Annotated in this window: 17 protein-coding genes; 3 read left to right on the top strand and 14 right to left on the bottom strand. The window is 55.3% G+C overall.

The features are described 5' to 3' along the window. Positions 1-579 (top strand): NfuA family Fe-S biogenesis protein, encoded by a 579-nt coding sequence (gene nfuA, locus SPK40_RS18995; protein ID WP_442957593.1) that lies wholly within the window; start codon positions 1-3, stop codon positions 577-579. A gap of 151 nt (positions 580-730) precedes the next feature. On the opposite strand, the gene SPK40_RS18990 is transcribed toward nfuA, so the two are convergent. The 6 genes from SPK40_RS18990 to SPK40_RS18965 all read right to left on the bottom strand — a co-directional run bounded on the left by SPK40_RS18990 (position 731) and on the right by SPK40_RS18965 (position 6079). Next, complete coding sequence (locus tag SPK40_RS18990; RefSeq protein WP_371929387.1) at positions 731-1087, bottom strand: 3D domain-containing protein; 357 nt, start codon at positions 1085-1087, stop codon at positions 731-733. Positions 1088-1230: 143 nt separating this feature from the next. Continuing rightward, positions 1231-2580, bottom strand: coding sequence for an MATE family efflux transporter DinF (dinF, locus tag SPK40_RS18985; RefSeq protein WP_330961541.1), 1350 nt, complete (start codon positions 2578-2580; stop codon positions 1231-1233). An 87-nt stretch (positions 2581-2667) separates the two neighbouring features. Then, complete coding sequence (gene cyoE / locus SPK40_RS18980; protein ID WP_330961540.1) at positions 2668-3594, bottom strand: heme o synthase; 927 nt, start codon at positions 3592-3594, stop codon at positions 2668-2670. A gap of 32 nt (positions 3595-3626) precedes the next feature. Then, the gene (locus tag SPK40_RS18975) at positions 3627-4784 is read right to left on the bottom strand and encodes a COX15/CtaA family protein (RefSeq protein WP_330961539.1); all 1158 of its coding nucleotides are present in this window, start codon (positions 4782-4784) and stop codon (positions 3627-3629) included. Positions 4785-4829: 45 nt separating this feature from the next. Further along, positions 4830-5381 carry a cytochrome oxidase gene (locus tag SPK40_RS18970; protein WP_330961538.1) on the bottom strand — a complete coding sequence of 184 codons (552 nt, stop codon included), beginning with the start codon at positions 5379-5381 and terminating at the stop codon, positions 4830-4832. Then, entirely contained in the window at positions 5378-6079 is a 702-nt protein-coding gene (locus tag SPK40_RS18965) for an SURF1 family protein (protein WP_330961537.1), read from the bottom strand. Before SPK40_RS18965 ends, SPK40_RS18970 begins: the two co-directional genes overlap by 4 nt. Before the next feature lie 54 nt (positions 6080-6133). On the opposite strand from SPK40_RS18965, the gene SPK40_RS18960 reads away from it, so the two are divergent. Then, the gene (locus tag SPK40_RS18960) at positions 6134-6340 is read left to right on the top strand and encodes a DUF2909 family protein (protein ID WP_248144520.1); all 207 of its coding nucleotides are present in this window, start codon (positions 6134-6136) and stop codon (positions 6338-6340) included. A 5-nt stretch (positions 6341-6345) separates the two neighbouring features. Here the strand turns inward: SPK40_RS18960 and SPK40_RS18955 are convergent, their stop codons facing one another. The 6 genes from SPK40_RS18955 to lexA all read right to left on the bottom strand — a co-directional run bounded on the left by SPK40_RS18955 (position 6346) and on the right by lexA (position 12394). Further along, positions 6346-7248 carry a cytochrome c oxidase subunit 3 gene (locus SPK40_RS18955; RefSeq protein WP_330961536.1) on the bottom strand — a complete coding sequence of 301 codons (903 nt, stop codon included), beginning with the start codon at positions 7246-7248 and terminating at the stop codon, positions 6346-6348. Between the two features lie 8 nt (positions 7249-7256). After that, positions 7257-7802: a cytochrome c oxidase assembly protein gene (locus SPK40_RS18950; RefSeq protein WP_248144522.1), complete on the bottom strand. Its 546-nt coding sequence runs from the start codon at positions 7800-7802 to the stop codon at positions 7257-7259. A 9-nt stretch (positions 7803-7811) separates the two neighbouring features. Beyond that, positions 7812-9413 carry a cytochrome c oxidase subunit I gene (ctaD, locus tag SPK40_RS18945; protein WP_248144523.1) on the bottom strand — a complete coding sequence of 534 codons (1602 nt, stop codon included), beginning with the start codon at positions 9411-9413 and terminating at the stop codon, positions 7812-7814. Between the two features lie 20 nt (positions 9414-9433). Beyond that, positions 9434-10579 (bottom strand): cytochrome c oxidase subunit II, encoded by a 1146-nt coding sequence (coxB, locus tag SPK40_RS18940; RefSeq protein ID WP_330961535.1) that lies wholly within the window; start codon positions 10577-10579, stop codon positions 9434-9436. Between the two features lie 310 nt (positions 10580-10889). Next, positions 10890-11687 carry a class I SAM-dependent methyltransferase gene (locus tag SPK40_RS18935; protein WP_330961534.1) on the bottom strand — a complete coding sequence of 266 codons (798 nt, stop codon included), beginning with the start codon at positions 11685-11687 and terminating at the stop codon, positions 10890-10892. A gap of 86 nt (positions 11688-11773) precedes the next feature. Further along, on the bottom strand, positions 11774-12394 hold the full coding sequence (gene lexA / locus SPK40_RS18930; RefSeq protein ID WP_248144526.1) for a transcriptional repressor LexA: 621 nt from the start codon (positions 12392-12394) through the stop codon (positions 11774-11776). 249 nt (positions 12395-12643) lie between these two features. On the opposite strand from lexA, the gene plsB reads away from it, so the two are divergent. After that, complete coding sequence (gene plsB, locus SPK40_RS18925; RefSeq protein WP_248144527.1) at positions 12644-15100, top strand: glycerol-3-phosphate 1-O-acyltransferase PlsB; 2457 nt, start codon at positions 12644-12646, stop codon at positions 15098-15100. A gap of 76 nt (positions 15101-15176) precedes the next feature. Here the strand turns inward: plsB and ubiA are convergent, their stop codons facing one another. Together ubiA and SPK40_RS18915 are read right to left on the bottom strand one after the other, a co-directional pair. After that, complete coding sequence (gene ubiA, locus SPK40_RS18920; protein ID WP_330961533.1) at positions 15177-16034, bottom strand: 4-hydroxybenzoate octaprenyltransferase; 858 nt, start codon at positions 16032-16034, stop codon at positions 15177-15179. 12 nt (positions 16035-16046) lie between these two features. Next, the gene (locus SPK40_RS18915) at positions 16047-16658 is read right to left on the bottom strand and encodes a chorismate--pyruvate lyase family protein (protein ID WP_330961532.1); all 612 of its coding nucleotides are present in this window, start codon (positions 16656-16658) and stop codon (positions 16047-16049) included. Positions 16659-16697: the final 39 nt, after the last annotated feature.

The raw sequence follows: 16697 nt of genomic DNA, 5'->3' as shown, positions 1-16697 counted from the left end.
ATGATTACTATTTCAGAAACTGCGCAACAGCATTTCGTTAAGCTGCTGGCCCAGCAGCCGGAAGGCACCAACATCCGTGTCTTCGTGGTCAACCCGGGTACCCCGAACGCTGAATGCGGCGTATCTTACTGTCCGCCGGAAGCCATCGAAGCCAGTGACACTGAACTGAAGTTCAACATGTTTTCTGCTTATATCGATGAGCTGAGCCTGCCATTTCTGGAAGATGCAGAGATCGATTTTGTCACCGACAAAATGGGCTCTCAGCTGACCCTGAAAGCACCGAACGCCAAAGTCCGCAAAGTGTCCAACGACGCACCGCTGATGGAGCGCGTGGACTATGTGATCCAGACTCAGGTCAACCCGCAACTGGCAGGACACGGCGGTCATGTAACCCTGTCAGAAATCACCGAAGACGGCGTGGCAATTCTGCAGTTCGGCGGCGGTTGTAATGGCTGTTCAATGGTCGACGTGACCTTGAAAGAAGGGATCGAAAAACAGCTGCTGGCGGAGTTCAGCGGTGAACTGACCGGTGTGCGCGATGTGACCGAACACGCACGCGGCGATCACTCTTACTACTGAGTTGAATCGGGTAAGCTCCCTACACTGACCCGCTCAACAACAGATAAACAAAAAGCCGCAACTGCGGCTTTTTTGCTGTCTGTCTGCTTTGTACTTCGCTTAATGCCTATCAGGATAATGTCGTTGATTATTCGGCTAGGTATTTTGCGTATCAGGCTTCGACGACCGTGATGGTTACCTTTCGTCGGCCCCAGTTCTTGGCCGCTCTCACATCGCGCCCCATGTAGATATCAATCTTCTTTGACCAGCGACGGTGCATTTTATCCAGCACCACATATTCACCCGGCAGACCGGAGATTTTTACTTTGGAACCGTGTTTCAAGCCCATTCTCAGCAGATCCCGGGAGACTGCAATTGCCTTCATTCCCGGTTTGAGCCGGTCTCCCCAGGCAGCAATGGAAGGGTTCCCGTCTGTCTGGGAAGACAGCGAATTATAGGCCGTAGCCGTCACTGAAATTTTGGAACCGGACGGCATGGCACTCGCATGAAAACACCAGCCTAAGCTCATAATAAGCAATAAAAAAGCACCGAATTTTCGTTTCATTTTCAACCTGTCAAATCAAAAAACAGGCTATATTTTAAACACTTTCAATGAGAAAGGACAGATGATTAAACAGATCCTGATGGATTAAGCAGCATAAAATATGCTAACTATTTGTTGGCACTGGCCTCTTCAAGAAAAATATTTTTTTGCCACTGATAGACAAAAATAGCCGCCAGCGACAGACCGCGCATGCCAAGAAACGCCAACATTGCTGCCCACAGCGCATGGTTTCCGAAGCTGTGGAATAATTGCCAGATCAGAAAGAATGTACAGGTCGCCACGAACATACTGTTCCGCATTTCCCGCCCCCGGGTCGCTCCGATGAAAATACCATCCAGCAAGAAGCACCACATCGAGACCAAAGGCACAGCCGCCAGCCAGGGCAAGTAACGGGAAGCTTCTGACTGAACCGCGGGAATATCGGAAATCAGACTGATGATTTGCGGACCAAAGCATGAAAAGGCCAGTGTCATCAGCACAGCAATGACCAGGCTCCAGAATGTCGTGCTGATCAGGGTCCGCCCGAGTGCATCCCGGTTTCTGGCGCCAATTGCCTTCCCGACCATGGCTTCCATTGCGTAGGCAAAACCGTCCATCCCATAGGACACCAGCATCAGGAAGCTCATCAGCACCGCATTGGCAGCCACGACATTATCGCCCAGACTCGCCCCCTGAAAGGTCATAAAACTGAATGCCAGTTGCAGGCACAAGCTCCGCAGAAAAATATCCCGGTTGAGACGAAGCAAGCGATCAACCCCCTGACCGACCTGATTCAGCAGTTTGCGCCAATCCGGCAGCGCGTGAACCAGCCACTGACGTGATACAAAAGACAAGCCCAGCACCATCCCGCTGTACTCTGCAATCACCGATGCTGCCGCCGCCCCTTTCACCTGCCAGCCCAGCCCGAGAACGAACACCACATCCAGCAAAATGTTCATACTGTTGGTGATGATCAGTAACCACATCGGCAAACGGGCATTCTGACTGCCCAGCAGCCAGCCCATGATCACGAAATTCGCCAGAGCTGCCGGGGCACCCCAAATCCGGATGGAGAAATACTGATCCGCATAGGTTTTCACGGCGTCACTGGCATCACTGAAATGGAACACCGTCCCGGCGATCAGGCGGTGGCAGAGGATCAGCAGTAACGCCAGTCCCCAGGCCAGCGCCAGCCCCTGCAACAACACCATCGCCTGAGCTTTTTTATTGCTGGCGCCATACGCCTGAGCACAGAGCCCGGTGGTTGCCATCCGCAGAAATCCGAGCAGCCAGAAGGTCACACTGATCATGGTGCCGCCGATGGCCACTCCGCCCAGATACCAGGCATGCTCCAGATGACCGATCACCGCAGCATCCACCAGCCCGAGCAGCGGTACCGTGATATTCGATAAGACCATGGGAAGCGCCAGTGCGAAAACCTGACGGTGAAGAGTGACATCTTTTAATGCGGCCAGCACGGGAACTCCATGATTCTTCAAATACTTCAGCCGCAGAGTGTAAAGGTTCGCTGGCAGCGAGACAATTCACCGCCGGCCATCGCCTGATTATTGCAGAACCACCATCAGCCAGTGATCGGCCAGCAGCACCAGAAACAGCCCCAGCAGATGCCAGATCGAGTATTTGAATGTCGCCCAGGCATGACCGGGCTGATCGGCAAACTTCAGCTTCAGGGCATAACCCACAAATCCGAGATTCAGAGCCAGACTGCCGATCAGGTACAACAAACCGCTCATGCCGGTCAGCCAGGGCAGCAGGCCGGTCAGCGTCAGCAAGAGGGTATAAAGCAGCACCATGGTTTTGGTGAAAGCGATGCCATGCGTCACCGGGAGCATCGGAATATCAGCCTTGGCGTAATCATCCCGCCGATGAATGGCCAGCGCCCAGAAATGCGGCGGGGTCCAGGCAAACACCAGCATCACCAGCAGCAGCGCATGGGGATCAAACTGGCCGGTGACCGCCGCCCAGCCAAGCAGCGGTGGGGCAGCCCCCGCCAGACCACCGATGACGATATTCTGAGGCGTCGCGTGTTTGAGCCAGACCGTATAAACCAGTGCATACCCCACCAGACTGGCAAAGGTCAGCCAGGCCGTCAGTGCATTCAACTGCCACAGCAAGACAAAGCCAATGACCATCAGCAGGGTTGCAAAGATCACGGCATTGAGGGTCGGCACCCGTCCCCGGGCCAGCGGGCGATGATGCGTGCGTGCCATTTTGGCGTCGAGCTGCCGGTCCAGCACATGATTCAGCGCCGCGGCAGCGGCCGACTGAAAACCAATCCCGAATAACCCCAGCAGCACAGCCTTCAACGGCGGAATACCGGGCACCGCCAGGCACATTCCCACCAGTGCGGTTAACAGCAGCATGGCGACAACCTTCGGCTTGGTCATGATCAGGTAATCGCGGCCGATCTGACGCCAGTGGCGGCCAGACAAAGCTATCTGGCGCTGTTCCAGTATCTGTGATTTCGCCATATTCCTTTCCTCCCTGAATCATCCTGCGGGTGTCAGCCCGACTTCGGCGTCATGCCGTTCAAAGTTCCCTGTCTGGATCTTTGCCCGGTTAACCTGTCGTGGTTCATTGTTGATTGAGATATTGTTGATTGAGATAAAGTTGCTGCGCTCTCCTCCCTCACGACCGGACGCGCACGATACAACACCAGACAAGTCGCAAGCATCCCCAGCAACAGACACAATCCGCCGAGGTTATGGGCGACAGCAACCGGCAAGGGCAGACTGGCCAGCACATTGGTTACCCCCAGCCCGGCCTGCACAGCCAGCAGTAGCATCACTGCCATCGCATGACGGCGCCAGCCTATTCGCCACAGCCGCCAGCCCAGCAACAGCACCACCAGCGTCGTGATCATGGCGCCGATCCGGTGCGCCGCATGAATAGACACCCGCTGGTCAAAATTCAGCACGCCATACTGATAGGTCTGAAACCCCGGCTGCCAGGGCTCAAAGGCCGTGATATCAAACTTGCTGACCCAGTCCACTTCACAGACCGGCAACTGGGTACAGACCACTGCGGCGTAGTTGGCAGCCGTCCAGCCGCCGAGAGCAATTTGCAGCGCCACCACCACCAGTGCAGCCACCGCCAGCCGCCGGACACCAAAGGGAATGGGCGCACCGGTCGCTCGTGCCCGGCTGGCTGTCCGATTAGCATTAACCAGCCGCAGCCAGAGCACCAGCAACAGGCTGGCCGTCGTAAACCCACCCAACAAATGACCCATGACCACCACAGGCTTGAGGGCCATGGTCACGGTCCACATCCCCAGCATGGCCTGACCGAACACGATTCCCAGTAAAACCAGCGGTAACCGACGCGGCCGGTCACTTCGACGCCAGGCCAGCAGATTGATCGCCAGAATCAGCAGTCCCAGAGAGCCCGCCACATAGCGGTGCAGCATTTCATTCCGGGCTTTGTGAACTTCCACCGGGTGCTCAGGAAACGCCTGCCGGGCCATGGCGTGCTGGGCATCCGTTTGCGGCACACTCAGAAAACCATAACAGCCGGGCCAGTCCGGACACCCCAGCCCGGCTTCCGTCAGCCGGGTATAGGCGCCCAGCGCAATCACGGTCACAGCCAGCAGAAAAGTCAGACCAACCAGCCAGGTCAACAGTCGGTCCGGTTGGCGGGATTGAGAAGAAACCGTCGGAAACATCGCCACTCCTTAGCTTTTGAGACTGAGTACATGAGATATGCTCCATCAGCCTATCTTGGAAACTTTGAGTAAACGTTTGAGATCGCGAAGTATGTCCTTGCCCTGAGCCAGTACCTGCGTTTTGCCCTCAACCAGCGGGTACGCCATCATCACATTCCCCTGAGGATCAGCGATGTAAATCGCCCCGATACTCTCCTGCTCCAGCTTCTGAAACTGGCGGAGAACCGGCTCCGGTGCAGCCAGAACCACCCCGCCTCCGCTCACCAGACGGCTGGCATCCGGCAGCGCCGCGCTGCGTTCTGCAGACACCAGAACCAGACTGGAAATTCGCTCCAGCTCTGCCCCCATCGCCAGCGGCACCTGACGCAGGTTAAACAGAGCGCCCTGGCACCGGGTATCACACATGTCCGGCAACAGGTAAATCAGTTGCCATTTGCCCGGTTTCGCCAGCCAGTCAGACACCACGGGCTGCTCCAGTAACTGCCCCCGGTTTGTCACCCCGCCCTGATACCAATGGTTTTCCAGAACCAGCTTGGCGGCGATCACCGGCAGAACGAAGGCAAGTAGTAGCAATAACAGGCTGAGGTGTTTTTTCATTCCGGATTCCCCTTCTCTCTGGCTGGATGCCGCTTCAGCCACCACCAGGCCAGTCCGGCGATGGCCACCGCCATCAGAAACCACTGAACCGCGTAGGCATAATGTTTCTGCGCCCCCATCACCACAGGCTGCCAGTTCTGCTTCAGCGCCAGCGGATCATCAGGGGCAATCTGCACCACCCAATCCGGCAATGGCAGTCCGGTTGCTATCGCCAGCACCTTTGGCCTGATATTCTGGACCCTTCGGGGCCAGCCGTTTTCATCCCCGGCATGGCCCAGCTCCGGTAACTGTGACGGCGGCGCAATGGTGCCAGACAGTTGCACCAGTCCGTGGTGTTCCGGTAAAACCGGCAACTGCTCTCGGTACTGCGGAGCGGCAATCCACCCCAGATTTACCAGCAGCCAGGCACCATTTTCGGTCCGGAACGGATAAAACAGGTGGTAGCCCGGCTTCCCCTGATCCAGCTGGTTATCCAGCAATATCGCTTTGCTGTGGTCAAACTCGCCGCTGAATTTCACCCGGTACCACAGCGGATCCTCCGGTAAACTGGCAACAGTGAAGTAGGTCTGCTCTCCCCTGAGCTTGAGTGCTGCCGACAGAATTTCTTTTTCCTGACCGCGTGAGAGCTGCCACATTCCCAGCTTGACCAGCCCGAAGAAGACCACCAAAGTAAATAGAACAAATCCTGTCCGTCTCATCGCGCCCTGAACCCCGTGTCAGCCGCCCCTGATTCAGCCAACCACGGAGGTGCCATGCTGCTGAAAGCCCTGATTGTCTGCCTGCTGATTTTTATCCTGTTGAACCTGTTCCGGGCACTGCCTGTGATGCTCAAAGGCAAACAGGGCAAACCGATGTCTCACTACCTGGGTCGCCGGGTACTGTTTTCAGTCCTGCTCTTTGCCCTCTTGTTACTGGCGGTGGCAACCGGTCTCATCGAACCGAACCCTCGCCCTTACTGACTCGGCTAAAGGATGTACACAAAGATAAACAGTCCCAGCCAGACCACATCCACAAAATGCCAGTACCAGGCACCGGCCTGAAATGCGAAGTGATGTTCCGAGGAAAAGTGCCCTTTCAACACCCGCAGCCAGACAATAAACAGGATGATGGTCCCCAGGGTCACGTGCATCCCGTGAAAGCCGGTCAGCATAAAGAAGGTGTTCCCGTAGATTCCGGAATCCAGCGTCAGCCCCATCTCTTCGTAAGCATGGATGTACTCCACCCCCTGCAGATACACAAAGAGCCAGCCGAGCAACACGGTCAGCAGCAGGAACAGGGTCAGGCGCGGACGGTTATCGTTCTCCAGCGCCGTATGGGCCATATGCACAGTGACAGATGAGGTCAGCAGAATCATGGTGTTGTAAAAAGGCAGACCAATGGCTTCCATGGCCTGCGTTTCCGTGCCCCCCGGGGTCAGAATCAGCGGCCAGTGTGCGACAAATTCAGGCCACAGGACGGCATGGGTCATGGCGTTATTGCCCGCCCCGCCCAGCCAGGGCACAGCAATCATCCGGGCATAAAATAACGCGCCGAAAAATGCGGCAAAGAACATCACTTCCGAGAAAATGAACCAGCTCATCCCCTGCCGGAAAGAGCGGTCCATCTGGGAGCTGTAGAGTCCGGTCATCGACTCCCGAATCACGTCGCGGAACCAGCCCACCAGCATCAGCAGCAGCAAGCCAACCCCGGACATCAGAATCCAGGGACCATTGCCACCAAACAGCCCGCCAACGGTGGACCCTGCGCCCATGGCAATCAAAAACAGCGCCAGAGCCCCGACAATCGGCCAGGCACTGGCGCTGGGCACATAATAGGGTTCATGCGGCGGAGTCAGGGACTGATCATGCTCTGAGTAAGGATTTGCCATGGTCGACCTCATTGTGTCTGTGCCGCAGCGTCCGGCTGGGCGTTGAACAAGGTGTAAGCCAGTGTCAGGGTATTGATATCTTCCGGCAGCTCGGGGTCGATGTAGAACAGCAAAGGCAGTTCTGCCGACGCTCCGGCCGCCAGTGGCTGACGGTTAAAGCAAAAACATTCGATTTTATTGAAGTACAGCGCGCCCTGGCCCGGAGAAACCGAAGGCACAGCCTGCCCCACGGTGTCCTTCTGAGTCAGGTTCACTGCCGAAAACAGAACCTTGTGCGTTTCACCGGGATGAACCACCATGCGCCGGACTTCAGGCTCAAAACGCCAGGCCATTCCCGGATTCACATAGGCAATAAACTCCACGGTGATACTGCGTTTTTCATCGACCAGTTCACTGGCCACAGCAGCCTGATCCGAGGTTTTGCCGTTAATCCCGGTCACCTCGCAAAATACGTTGTACAGCGGTACCAAAGCGAACGCGAAGCCGAACATCCCCAGTGACAGCACAATCAGGAGCAGCAACGACTTCTTCTTGCCCTTTTCTGAGTCAGCCATATGGCCTCCTTAGTCCACTTTCGGTGGGGTAGAAAATGTGTGATGAGGCGCCGGTGACGGAACCGTCCACTCCAGACCTTCAGCGCCGTCCCAGGGCTTCGCGCCCGCAGGTTCGCCGCCGCGAATGCATTTAATGAGTACCGCCAGGAAAATCAGTTGCGACAGGCCAAACATGAAGCCTCCGATACTGACAATGGCATTTACATCAGCAAACTGCAGCGCATAATCCGGGATCCGCCGCGGCATCCCCGCCAGTCCCAAAAAGTGCATCGGGAAGAACAGGATGTTCACGGAAATCACCGAGCACCAGAAATGCCACTTCGCCAGACGCTCATCAAACATGTGCCCGGTCCATTTTGGTAACCAGTAATAAGCCGCGGCCATGATGGAGAAGATCGCTCCGGACACCAGCACATAGTGGAAATGCGCCACCACAAAATAGGTATCGTGATACTGGAAATCCGCCGGCGTAATCGCCAGCATCAACCCCGAGAATCCACCGATGGTGAACAGAATGATGAACGCAATCGCAAACAACATGGGGACTTCAAAGGTCAGTGAGCCACGCCACATGGTGGCAACCCAGTTAAAGACTTTCACCCCAGTCGGCACCGAAATCAGCATGGTGCAGTACATGAAGAACAGTTCAGCAGCCACCGGCATCCCGGTGGTAAACATGTGGTGCGCCCAGACTAAGAAGCTCAGACCCGCAATAGACGCCGTCGCGTACACCATGGAACTGTAGCCGAAGAGCTTTTTACGGGAAAAGGTCGGAACTATCGCCGAAATGATACCGAAACTCGGCAAAATCATGATATAGACTTCGGGATGACCAAAGAACCAGAAGATATGCTGGAACATCACGGGATCACCGCCCCCAGCCGCATCAAAGAAACTGGTCCCGAAGAATTTATCGGTCAGCACCATGGTCACCGCCCCCGCCAGTACCGGCATGACCGCAATCAGCAGGAATGCCGTAATCAGCCAGGTCCAGGCAAACAGGGGCATCTTCATGTAAGTCATGCCCGGTGCACGCAGGTTGACGATAGTGACGATGACGTTAATCGCCCCCATGATCGAGCTGATCCCCATGATATGGATGGCGAACACAAACAAACCGGTGCTTTGCGGGCTGAAAGTGGTCGACAGCGGTGCATAGAAAGTCCAGCCGAAATTCGGACCACCCCCTTCCATAAACAGTGAGGCCAGCAGCATGGTAAAAGCAAAAGGCAGGATCCAGAAACTCCAGTTGTTCATGCGCGGTAAGGCCATATCCGGTGCCCCGATCATCATCGGCACCATCCAGTTCGCCAATCCGGTAAATGCAGGCATCACGGCACCAAACACCATGATCAGGCCATGAACAGTCGTCATCTGGTTAAAAAAGTTCGGTTCCACCAGTTGCAGTCCCGGCTGGAACAATTCCGCCCGGATCACCATCGCCATCGCACCGCCGGTCAGGAACATCGCAAAACTGAACAGCAGATACAAAGTACCGATGTCTTTATGGTTGGTGGTAAACAGCCAGCGCTTAATCCCGCTGTGGTGATGCGCGTCATGTTCAGTATGGGTGGTCTCGTCCACCGCCTGCTCACGCAACATGTCAGTCATGATTGGTCACTCCCTCAACTCTAAAGCGCTTCGCCTTTCAGGACAGCCTGAACTTCTGCTGCCTGCACGGTGTCACCGGTATTATTTCCCCAGGCATTCCGCTCATATGTAATTACAGCGGCCAGCTCTTTCAGGCTGAGCTGAGGCCCGAATGCCTGCATGGCTGTCCCGTTTCGCCCGTGGACCACAACGCTGATATGTTCGAGCTTTTTAGCCGGATCCGTCGCAATCGCACTACCGGCCAGCGCCGGAAAGGCGCCGGGTAAACCCTGACCGTTGGCCTGATGGCAGACCGCACAACGGGTGTTGTAGACCTTCTCGCCCATGGCCATCAGCTCATCCATCGGCATTTCCATATCCAGCAGTCGCTGCTCTTCCTCACGCGCTTCCCGCTGAGCCACCTTGGTCGTTTGCAGCCACTCTTCATATTCAGCCTGTGGCTTGGCAATGACTACAATCGGCATAAAGCCATGGCTCTTACCGCACAATTCCGCACACTGGCCGCGGTAAATCCCGGGTTCATCAATTTTGGTCCAGGCTTCGTTGATAAAGCCCGGATTCGCATCTTTCTTCACGGCGAATGCCGGCACCCACCAGGAATGAATTACATCCTGCGAGGTCATCAGGAAACGAATTTTCTGACCAACCGGAACAACCAGCGGGTGATCCACTTCCAGCAGATAATTCCCGCGTTTTTGACGCTCGTTGTTAATCTCTGCGTCTGAAGTTGCTAAGTTGGAATAAAATGCGACATCTTCGTCGAAATAGCGGTAATGCCACTTCCACTGAGAACCGGTAATCTGAATAGTGAGATCGGGCTGAGTGGTGTCTTCCATCGCCAGCAGGGTCTTGGTCGCCGGAATCGCCATCAAAATCAGAATCACAAAGGGGATCAGGGTCCAGAGCAACTCGACCCGGGTGCTTTCATGGAAGGATGCGGCCACGGCACCACGTGATTTACGATGATGAATAATGGCCCAGAACATCACGCCGAAGACCACCAGTCCAATTGCCACACAGATATAAAAAATCGTCATGTGCAGCGAATACACCTGCTGACTGACCCCGGTTACCCCCTGAGTCATATTCAACGGCATCGATTTGGTTTCTGCCATCACTGGCAAAACGAATCCGCCCAGTAATCCATAAAACAATTGCCGCATCATTGTTCGGATCCCTCCTTCGGTCGTTCTGACCGGCAATCGCCCTATCGCGTCCGTTGTGACCGATAGTCTGCCCGCCAGAATTCCTCATCAGCGCAAGTAGCCTTAACAGCTTGTTTACATTTAACTTAGGACAGATTTCGGAGAATGAACAAAAATTTGCGTCAGAAATAGTCAAGACCCGAACAGCCGCGGCTCCGGTATCAGTTGAAGAAATTTGGCAGAAAATTATGAATGATCATCTCAATAGAATGATGACCATTGACTCAGGTAGTTAATCAGCAGGCACCATTCTTGGCTCAAAATGCCTGGCTCAAAAACGCAGATGGGTCACCACAGGAGTCAGGCGGTGACGAAATGCCGACAGGCGAGACAACCAGCGATGCCATGGACGCCAGCGTGGACAGGACACATCCAGCGGAGAATGGCTGGAAACAACTTCTGCCCAGGGCAGCCATTGCAGCAACTGAGCTGTCGGATCATCAAAGCCATGCGCATACGTCTGAGTGCCCAGACTCTGACCTAGCGTGCTGTCACACCGATCTCCAGCCAAGACCAGACAAAGCTCCAGCTGATTAAAATGGCAGCCCATGCGCTGCACAAAGCGGGCAACCTCGGTCTCTGTCGCCTGTAACAGGGCCTGATCACACACCAGCATTACTGGGGACGAAAACGACGTCGGCAGCTGAGATAACCAGCTGAGATCCGTCACCGAGCCTGAACGCATCCGGTACCGCTCGCTCCGGTGGAACAAGCGCTGGCGCCACAGCAGATTTTCATCACAGTCCAGTTCCAGCCAGCGGCAACGGCCGTTGTCCAGACGATAAAAACGGGTATCCAGCCCGGCCCCGACATTAATCACATGGCCGTTCGGAAAGCGACGGAGAAAATGATGCACACGCTGATCCACCAGCAGGGTTAGCGTTGCATGCAGCAACTGATGCCGGTCGACATTGCCGGTCAGGCAGTCCGGTGCCAGATGACATTGCTGGCAGGCCGCTGCAGCGAGGGGGTCATAGATCAACCCATTGTCAACCAGACTCTCACGGCTGCGCAGCCAGAGCGGCTGTAATAATGCAGCCGGGATATGGTAGCGGGCAGATTTTGTCATTATCATCTCCAAAGCAATAGTGGAATGATAATAACTCTCATTTATAATTGCAAAGAAATCATCTGCCCTTTGCGACGCCGGTGCAATTAGCTCCAGTCACCATTGCGGATCACACCAACCGCAATTCCTTCAATTGTCAGCTGCTGTTGAGTCAGATCAACCACAATCGGTTCGAACGCTTCATTTTCAGCATGCAGCAGAACCTGAGCGCCTTTTTTCTCCAGACGCTTCACGGTGACATCATCATCCACCCGGGCAACAACAACCTGTCCGTTGCGGACATCCTGGGTTTTATGAACCGCAAGCAGGTCACCATCCAGAATCCCGATATCTTTCATGCTCATGCCGTTCACTCTCAGCAGAAAATCTGCCTGTGGCTTGAACATTGACGGATCGACATCATAGTGAGTTTCCACATGCTCCTGAGCCAGAATCGGCTCTCCGGCTGCAACCCGGCCAATCAAAGGCAAACCGTGCTCTTCAGCAGCATCGTCGTTTACCAGCAGGCGGATCCCGCGGGAGGCACCCGGTACAATTTCAATCACCTGTTTCCGGGCCAGTGCTTTTAAATGCTCTTCTGCCGCATTGGCAGAACGGAATCCAAGTTCACGGGCAATCTCCGCACGCGTCGGCGGCATCCCGGTTTCTTCAATTTTTGCTTTGATGAGATCAAAGACTTCTTGTTGGCGTGGCGTTAGCGGCTTCATGACATACCCTGTCTTTTTATACAGTTCACTGTGAGTATATCCAGTGTTCACTGTTTTGAAAAGGCCATATACCGAAGTCACCTCAATATAAAAGGTGTAGCATCAATGCAATACGCCCCAAAGCACGGAGCGGGTCCGGAAGACAAAAAATTCATATTTTCCCTCGCTGTATTGATTTTTTCACAGCAAAACCCGGCGCGTTTTCTGCTATCCTTGCCTCGCATTAAGTTTTCGAGGCTAGTTATAAACATGTCAAGTTGGCAGAAAATCACGCAAAGTTTACTGAATTTGCCGCTTTCTTTACTGGTGAAGACCCGCACTATTCCATCCGATCCCGTGGCAGAACTCACACTGGATCTGAACCGTCCCATTATCTATACCCTGCCATTCAGCTCGCAAACCGATTTGCTGACGCTGAGTGCTGCCGCCCGGGCCAACGGACTTCCGGATCCGCTGCAGCCCATGGTGATTCACGGCCGTGAATTTCCCCGCTTTGTGTTTGTGGCAGACAGCCCGAGCATTTTCGGCAGCAATGGTCAGATCCCGGCAGCATCGCTGGCCCTGTTCACGGATTTACTGACCGCCCATAAAACGGATGGTGAACTTGACGTCCAGCTGCTGCCTGCATCTGTGCTCTGGGGCCGTAAACCGGGCACAGAAGGCGAAGGCAAGCCAATTCTCAAAGCTCTGAATGGCCCGGAAAAATGTTTTGCTGTCCTGGCGCAGGGCCGTGATTGTCTGGTCCGCTTAAGCCCAACGGTCTCGCTGCGTTTCATGGCAGATAAATACGGCGCCGATGACACCATCGCCATTAAGCTGGCACGGGTGGCCAAGATTCATTTCTCCCGTCAGAAACTGGCAGCAGCCGGCCCTCGCCTGCCCCAGCGTCAGGCACTGTTTAACCGCCTGCTGGCTTCTAAAGCCATTGAAAAGGTTGTCCAGGAAGAAGCCGCCAGCCGTGACGTTCCACTGGAAAAAGTCCGCAAAGAAGCCATCGACATGATGGAAGAAATTGCCGCAGATTTCTCCTACAGCCTGGTCCGCCATGGTGATCGCTTCCTGAGCTGGCTCTGGAACCGCATCTATCAGGGTATTAATGTTACCAACGCACAGCGTGTCCGCCAGCTGGCTCAGGATGGTCACGAAATCGTCTACGTGCCCTGTCACCGCAGCCACATGGACTACCTGCTGCTCTCATACGTCCTGTATCAGGAAGGTATGGTGCCACCGCACATTGCAGCCGGCATCAACCTGAACTTCTTCCCGGCCGGACCGATTTTCCGCCGCGGCGGCGCGTTCTTCATTCGCCGCAGCTTTAAAGGCAACCGCCTCTATTCCACAGTGTTCCGTGAGTATCTCGGTGAGCTCTTTGCCAAAGGCTACTCAGTCGAATACTTCAGTGAAGGCGGCCGCTCCCGAACCGGCCGTCTGCTGGCACCGAAAACCGGCATGTTGTCGATGACCATTCAGGCCATGCTGCGTGGCCTGAACCGCCCGGTGACTCTGGTTCCGGTCTATATCGGCTACGAACATGTGATGGAAGTGGCCACCTACGCCAAAGAGCTGCGCGGAAAACGTAAAGAAAAGGAAAACCTGGGCCAGGTCCTGCGTACCCTGCGCAAACTGCGTAACTTCGGCCAGGGCTATGTCAACTTCGGTGAGCCGATTCCGTTGAACCAGTATCTGAATGAACAGGTGCCGGAATGGCGTCAGGATGTCGACCCGATCGAACCACAACGCCCGCAATGGCTGAACCCTGTGGTCAACCGTCTGGCGGACAAGATGATGACTCACATCAATGATGCTGCCGCCACCAACGGCCTGACCCTCTGCGCCCTGGCGCTGCTGGCTTCACGTCAGCGCGCGCTGAGCCGGGAAGAGCTGGAACAGCAGATCGACTGCTACCTGCAGCTGCTCCGCAATACACCGTATTCACCGGACTGCACGCTGCCTTCCGAGGAAGCGGCGGCGCTGGTTGAACATGCCATCAGCATGGATAAGTTCCTGGTAGAACGCGACACTCTGGGCGACATCGTCTCGCTGGATCGCAAACAATCACTGCTGATGACTTATTACCGCAACAACATCATCCATCTGTTTGCACTGCCTTCACTAATTGCACACATTGTGGTGTACCACCAGCGCCTGAGCCGGGCAGAAATGCACCGTCAGATCAGCCTGCTGTATCCATTCCTCAAAGCAGAGCTGTACCTGCGTTTTGACGAAACGGACTTACCGGATGCGATTGATATTCTGATCGATGAACTGGTCCGCCAGCGACTGATCCTGAGCGACGGTGATGAGCTGTCACTCAACAGTACCCGCATCGCGCCGCTGCAATTGCTGGGCAACACCATCAGTGAAACTCTGCAACGCTATGCGATCACGCTGACCCTGCTGCGCAGTGAGCCACAACTGATGAAAAGCGATCTGGAACAGCAAAGCCAGATGATGGCCCAGCGTCTGAGCCGTCTGCACGGGATCAATGCTCCGGAGTTCTTCGACAAAGGGGTGTTCTCTTCACTGGTGAAAACCCTGCGCCAGCAAGGCTATCTCAACGAAGAGAACCATGCTGTGTCCCGTCCGGTGGCTGAGCTGGCCGATCTGCTGGCTGATCTGGTCTCACCGTCAGTCAAACTGACCATTCAGGCAGTGATGAACCGGGAAGAGAAAAAAGAACCCGCGCCGGAAACAACTGACGCATAAACTGAAAGCCGAAACGAAAAACGCCCGCAAATTGCGGGCGTTTGATTATCTTTCCAGACCTCAGAACATCAAGGCGTCAGAGCAGCAGACTGGCTGCAATACCCAGCCACACCACCATACCGGCATAGTTGTTATTCAGAAAAGCCTGGAAGCAAGGTTCTCGTTCCCGGCCCCGGATCAGCATCTGCTGGTATACAAACAGCGCAGCCGCACCCAGCAGTCCCCAGTAATACACCTGCGACAGTCCCAGCTGCATCCCCACCAGCATCAACAGTCCCAGCGTACCCAGTTGCAGCAATCCAATGATTCGTTTGTCGTAGCGGCCAAACAAAATCGCCGTCGATTTGATTCCGACCTTGAGGTCATCATCCCGGTCAACCATGGCGTACTGGGTGTCGTAAGCAATGGTCCACAGGATATTGGCAGCAAACAGCAGCCAGGCAACGAGAGGCAAACTTCCTGACTGGGCGGCATAAGCCATGGGAATCGCCCAGCCAAACGCCATCCCCAGCACAAACTGCGGCAAATGGGTATAACGCTTCATGAACGGATAAGCGGCGGCAAGTATCAGTCCGATGACCGACAGCTGAATGGTCAATGCATTCATGGTCAGCACCAGGCCAAAGGAGATCAGAGATAGACACACAAAAAAGGCCAGCGCTTCCCGCTCGCTGATCCGTCCGGATGGCAAGGGGCGCTGAGCAGTCCGTTTTACGTGGCCGTCGAAGTGACGGTCGGCATAATCATTGATGACACAACCGGCAGCCCGCATGCTGAAGACGCCGAGAATAAACACCAGTAACACATTGAAATCCGGCATGCCGTCTGCAGCGAGAAACAACGCCCATAACGTTGGCCACATCAGCAGCAGGCTGCCGATCGGGCGGTCCATACGGGCCAGCTGCCAGTACGCCCTTGCCTTGGTCATCTCCAAACCCAGGTTCTCCTATTTTTGCTCGAAGCCTGTCGCCGGCTTTTGAGTATGGGCGACTGACAGATGATGTTTGAACGGCGAGCCCAGCTCGCCGTCATCCTGATAGACAGGCGCCGGGGCCAGGAACAGCTCCGCCACCAGCATAGGTTTTTCCTTGACCCACAGGCGGGATCGTCGCGCCCACAGCGGCTTCCCTTCCAGACTGAGTTTCGCGAGCTGCAGTGCATCCCGGCGGGCACTTTGATCCGTAAATACCCGGTAGCCCAGCGGCAGTTCACCCAGTTGTGCCAGATCATGCTCATCACCGGTCAGGGTCGGCAACGGGATCAGTGTCCGGGCAAATACCCAGGGAACACCGTCACCTTCCAGCAAAACACTGCGTTCCAGGCAATCCACATCCCCCAGCAGTTGCTGTTCTCCCGGCTGTAACGCCCCGGCGCGTACCGGGTGCTGTCCCAGCAGGCGGACGCTGAACTGATGACAATAGCGGGCAAAGCGGCGCGACAGCGAACCCTGTTCATGGAGCCAGCTTTCCAGCCCGGCCTGAGCTGGCGGCAGTGCCGTCGCCAGCTGCCAGTCGGCACTGTCCAGCGCAGGCTGATAAATCTGCTTGAATCTCGACATCTTCCCAATTCAATTCCTGGAACTCTTGTCCTTGGGGTT

The organism is Photobacterium sp. 53610 (genome assembly GCF_036409375.1).
GTDB lineage: Bacteria > Pseudomonadota > Gammaproteobacteria > Enterobacterales > Vibrionaceae > Photobacterium.
This window is presented reverse-complemented; position numbering and strand designations above follow the sequence as displayed.

Coding starts and splice junctions, on each gene's coding strand:
- nfuA (WP_442957593.1), top strand. CDS start 1: ATGATTACTATTTCAGAAACTGCGCAACAGCATTTCGTTAAGCTGCTG.
- SPK40_RS18990 (WP_371929387.1), bottom strand. CDS start 1,087: ATGAGCTTAGGCTGGTGTTTTCATGCGAGTGCCATGCCGTCCGGTTCC.
- cyoE (WP_330961540.1), bottom strand. CDS start 3,594: ATGGCGAAATCACAGATACTGGAACAGCGCCAGATAGCTTTGTCTGGC.
- SPK40_RS18975 (WP_330961539.1), bottom strand. CDS start 4,784: ATGTTTCCGACGGTTTCTTCTCAATCCCGCCAACCGGACCGACTGTTG.
- SPK40_RS18970 (WP_330961538.1), bottom strand. CDS start 5,381: ATGAAAAAACACCTCAGCCTGTTATTGCTACTACTTGCCTTCGTTCTG.
- SPK40_RS18965 (WP_330961537.1), bottom strand. CDS start 6,079: ATGAGACGGACAGGATTTGTTCTATTTACTTTGGTGGTCTTCTTCGGG.
- SPK40_RS18960 (WP_248144520.1), top strand. CDS start 6,134: ATGCTGCTGAAAGCCCTGATTGTCTGCCTGCTGATTTTTATCCTGTTG.
- SPK40_RS18955 (WP_330961536.1), bottom strand. CDS start 7,248: ATGGCAAATCCTTACTCAGAGCATGATCAGTCCCTGACTCCGCCGCAT.
- SPK40_RS18950 (WP_248144522.1), bottom strand. CDS start 7,802: ATGGCTGACTCAGAAAAGGGCAAGAAGAAGTCGTTGCTGCTCCTGATT.
- ctaD (WP_248144523.1), bottom strand. CDS start 9,413: ATGACTGACATGTTGCGTGAGCAGGCGGTGGACGAGACCACCCATACT.
- coxB (WP_330961535.1), bottom strand. CDS start 10,579: ATGATGCGGCAATTGTTTTATGGATTACTGGGCGGATTCGTTTTGCCA.
- SPK40_RS18935 (WP_330961534.1), bottom strand. CDS start 11,687: ATGACAAAATCTGCCCGCTACCATATCCCGGCTGCATTATTACAGCCG.
- lexA (WP_248144526.1), bottom strand. CDS start 12,394: ATGAAGCCGCTAACGCCACGCCAACAAGAAGTCTTTGATCTCATCAAA.
- plsB (WP_248144527.1), top strand. CDS start 12,644: ATGTCAAGTTGGCAGAAAATCACGCAAAGTTTACTGAATTTGCCGCTT.
- SPK40_RS18915 (WP_330961532.1), bottom strand. CDS start 16,658: ATGTCGAGATTCAAGCAGATTTATCAGCCTGCGCTGGACAGTGCCGAC.